Annotated in this window: 4 protein-coding genes; all 4 read right to left on the bottom strand. The window is 33.4% G+C overall.

All coding sequences use genetic code 11. The features are described from left to right. On the bottom strand, positions 1–624 hold a 624-nt coding region (locus ABJI11_RS18240), incomplete at its 3' end, for a prephenate dehydrogenase/arogenate dehydrogenase family protein (RefSeq protein ID WP_348355609.1). A gap of 50 nt (positions 625–674) precedes the next feature. After that, entirely contained in the window at positions 675–1,823 is a 1,149-nt protein-coding gene (locus tag ABJI11_RS18235; RefSeq protein ID WP_348355606.1) for an aminotransferase class I/II-fold pyridoxal phosphate-dependent enzyme, read from the bottom strand. Next, positions 1,820–2,647, bottom strand: a complete 828-nt coding sequence (locus tag ABJI11_RS18230) for a prephenate dehydratase (protein ID WP_348355603.1) — start codon at positions 2,645–2,647, stop codon at positions 1,820–1,822. The genes ABJI11_RS18235 and ABJI11_RS18230 overlap by 4 nt, the downstream gene beginning before the upstream one ends. A 368-nt stretch (positions 2,648–3,015) precedes the next feature. Further along, positions 3,016–4,187, bottom strand: a 1,172-nt coding sequence (locus ABJI11_RS18225) for a hypothetical protein (protein WP_348355601.1), incomplete at its 5' end; no start/stop codon positions are given.

Here is a 4,187-nt window from a genome sequence, read left to right as displayed (position 1 = left end):
CATGTCAAAAATATCGCGCTCGTTCTTTTCTTTTTCTATTACTGTTTTGCCCAACATAAATGAACTTATGTGAGATAAATGAGATACGTATGCTATGTGCTTATCATGTGCTACAGGGTTCATATAGCGTATTCTCATACCTATTGCCTGAAAAACCTTTAAAGCTCTTTCCTGAAGCTTAAATGCTGTTAATTCAACCTCGCAGATAATATTTGTTTTATCCTTGAACAGATTATTAATAGCTGCGGACGGACCTGAAAACTCTGTTCCTGCAATAGGGTGGCAAGCCAAAAAGTTTCTTCTCTTTGGATGATGCTCCAACACTTTACAGATCATGGATTTCGTTGATCCCACATCAAAAACCACACAATCTTCATGAACAGCATCTAATATCACCGGCAACTCCTTTACCATTACATCTACAGGTATACTAACAATTACTATATCTGCAGACGGCAAATCCTTGTAACTTGCTTTTTTATCTATGACACCCAAACTGATAGCTTCTGTTAAATGACCGTCATTGGTATCTATACCATAAATAGTAACGTTATCTTGAGTAGACTTTATGTCTTTAACCAGAGAACCTCCTATTAAACCAATACCAATTACAAATACATTCATTTTAAAGCTACGCTTACGTTATTACTCAATTTTATTTTAAATAATCCAGATTACTCAAACCTGCTTATTGCTTCCTCTATTTTATCTTTTGGTATACAAAGTGAAAAACGAATATAACCTTCGCCATTACTTCCAAATATGGTTCCTGGGGTAATGAACAGATCTTTTGTATACAATATATTATCTATAAACTCTTCTGACGACACACTATCTTCAGGTAGTTTTGCCCAAACGAACAACCCTACGGCATTTCGGTCATATGTACAACCTAGCTTGTCTACTAATTTAAAAATCAACTCTCTACGTGAATTGTATACGGCGTTCAAATTAGCAAACCAGTCTTCACTACTTTCCAATGCCGCTATAGCTCCTTTTTGTATTCCGTAGAACATACCAGAATCCATATTACTTTTCACCTTCAAAATTGCATTAATATGCTCTTCGCTACCCAATACAAAACCCACACGCCAACCGGCCATATTGAAGGTCTTACTCAATGAATTTAATTCTAAACAAACCTCTTTTGCATTAGGAATACTCAATATACTTGCTGGCTCATCATTTAAGATAAAGCTATACGGATTATCGTTTACCAACAGAATATCATGCTTTTTAGCAAAGGCTACTATTTTTACAAATTGCTCTTTTGTTGCCGTAGCACCTGTTGGCATATGTGGATAACTTAACCACATAATTTTCACCTTTGATAAATCTTGCTTACCTAAAGCCTCCAAATCTGGAAACCACCCAGTATCTGCGGTTAGGTCATAATACTTAGGTAACGCACCCACCAATTTCGTTACTGACGTATAAGTAGGATAACCAGGATTAGGTATTAATACCTCATCACCTTCATTTAAAAAATCAAGACTAATATGCATAATACCTTCTTTTGACCCCATTAAAGGCAAAATCTCAGTATTTGGGTCAGCAACTACATCAAATCTATTCTTATAAAAATTGGCAATGGCACCTCTTAATTGAGGCAAACCTTGATAACTTTGATATTGATGTGCACCACTATCCAATACAGCTTCTTGTATTGCATTCAATACTTGCTGGGAAGGAGCCAAATCTGGACTACCAATACCCATATTAATGATAGCCTTACCCTGAGCCATTAAACCACGTACCTCTCTCAATTTTTTTGAGAAGTAGTATTCTTGTACGGTTTCTAACCTTTTAGCGGTTTGTATCATTGTCTTACATTTTTATATTCACCCAAAATCTTAAAGTCTTCTGCCATGATGTTCAATAGCCTTTTTGCCTTTGAGAAATCAGCATAATCAGTAAAAGTTACATCCACAAAAAACGCATATTTCCATGGTGTTTCTATTACTGGTAACGACTGTATTTTTGTCAAGTTCAATCGGCAATCGCTCATAACATTAAGTACTGCAGCCAAACTTCCCCTTTTATGGTCGGTAATGAACCTTAATGAAGCCTTGGTAATCTCCACCTCTGGCAATGCATCATTTTTTGTTTTTACAATGATAAAACGAGTGGCATTATTTTTAATAGTCTGTATGTCGCTCGCTACGATGTCCAACCCATATAATTCTGCCGCAACGTTTGGTGCTATGGCAGCTACATGCTTTAATTCTTGTTCTTGAATTCTTTTTGCAGTCTCGGCAGTATCTACATCTTCTACCAATTTTATATTTGGATATTGCCTAAAATATTCTTTACACTGCAGTAATGCCATTGGGTGAGAACTAACCTCTTTAATATCTTCTATTTTCTGCCCCTTCAGCATCATTAAATTATGATGGATGTTTAAATAATACTCCCCAATAATATGCAGGTTATTATGATTTACCAATGCGTAATTCGGTATTATTGAACCTGCAATAGAATTCTCGATTGCCATTACACCTTGGTCCGCTTCTTTAGATAATAATTTATCTACCAAAGCATCAAAAGAAAGACACTCTACCAACTCTACATCATCACCAAAACAATCTTTTGCTACTTGGTGGTGGTTGCTTCCTTTAATTCCCTGAATGGCTATTTTTAAACTCATAATCCTAATTTCTACTAACCTGCAAACCTTTTCAACTTTATCAAAGCCCCAACTTTAAAATTTACTGTTGGTGCTTATATGATTTGACTTTTGAACAAAAAAAAAGTTCCGATACATATCGGAACTTAGATTCTATTTTATATTTAAAATATACTACAACAGTCCCGTACCTCTTTTAAAAAAGAAGTAAAAATAAAAACCGTTCCAGAAATATTGTTTTGTCATTGTGCTTGTAAACTTTAGCTAAAGTAGTAATTATATTTAAAAATGGTCGTTTTCCGTTTTATTTTTTTTAAAAAATTCAATATCTATCTCAAAAAGCGAAGGTTTTGTGTTAAAAATTATATTAAAAGGAATTGAACAACTCTTTACTTTGCACCCGTACCGGGCTGGTAATAAAAAGGAATAGTCCATGCAAACTCTTTTACATCGCCCAAAGTTTTAGTGACAACCAAAGTATTGTTGCCTTTCTTTAATACATCCTTATCTATAAAACCAATGATACCAAATTGCTCTGTAACAGCATGATCTTTCTTTAGAAAATTGATATTTAAGGTAACACCATTTAGCACAACCTTATGATATTTTTGATAACATTCAAAATAAAATTTTCTAGACAAAATTCTTTCTTCTTCATTTGACAAACTATCATCTTCCTCATATTCTCCACATGTAGCAGCTTGGTAATTACGTTCATGATGAAAGACTGGAATAAATAATTTTACGGTATTACCTTCAATAATATCCGACTGAATTTGCGGAGTTAGTAAAAATGATTCATCAGGGTTTTGATCACTATAATAACTCAAGTACATAAGATTTACATCATGATTTTTCGGCAATATTAAATGAGGAATATTGGTGTCTTGAAACTTCACTAAAGTCAAAAATATACCCGAGGCAAAAAACGATAGCACGAGATAAACCAAGGACTTTTTCTTTTTAAAATTCGACCCAAAAACCATTGACACTTGAAGTAAATTACGGTAGAGAGGACCATAAGTTACCATTGATGTTAATTTAACTAATTTAAACATCCAAGTTTGTACCCATACATTAGACTTATACTTTTTTAAATTTCCAATGACATTAAAAATCATTTGTAACACAAGCAGACCTGAGGTTATAAATAGAGGTATTAGCAGTATATAAATTGGAACATAATCTAATAACAAATTATAGATAAGCATGTAAATACTTAAAAACAAAGACATGTAGGAGTAAATCAATAGAATTGTAAATGCCGAAGAAAAAATTACACTACATAATTCATCTACCTTTTGAATAGTATCTTCTTGCTTTGGCAGTATGGACAAAATCTTCTCTGTATAAATTTTAGAGTATACACTATCCTCAATACTATAATCTGGAAAAACAGAATTTAATCCTACCAATCCGATCCAATAAGCTCGTAAAACGAAATGAATTACAAACATGGATACTAACATACTAATTGCCAGTAAGCCTAAAAAAACAATCATATATCCATAGATATACTGTTCAATAGGCAATAAATCTATGTATTTATTTGTAGCCCATT

Source organism: Maribacter sp., from assembly GCF_039968975.1.
In the GTDB taxonomy this organism is placed as follows: domain Bacteria; phylum Bacteroidota; class Bacteroidia; order Flavobacteriales; family Flavobacteriaceae; genus Maribacter.
This window is presented reverse-complemented; position numbering and strand designations above follow the sequence as displayed.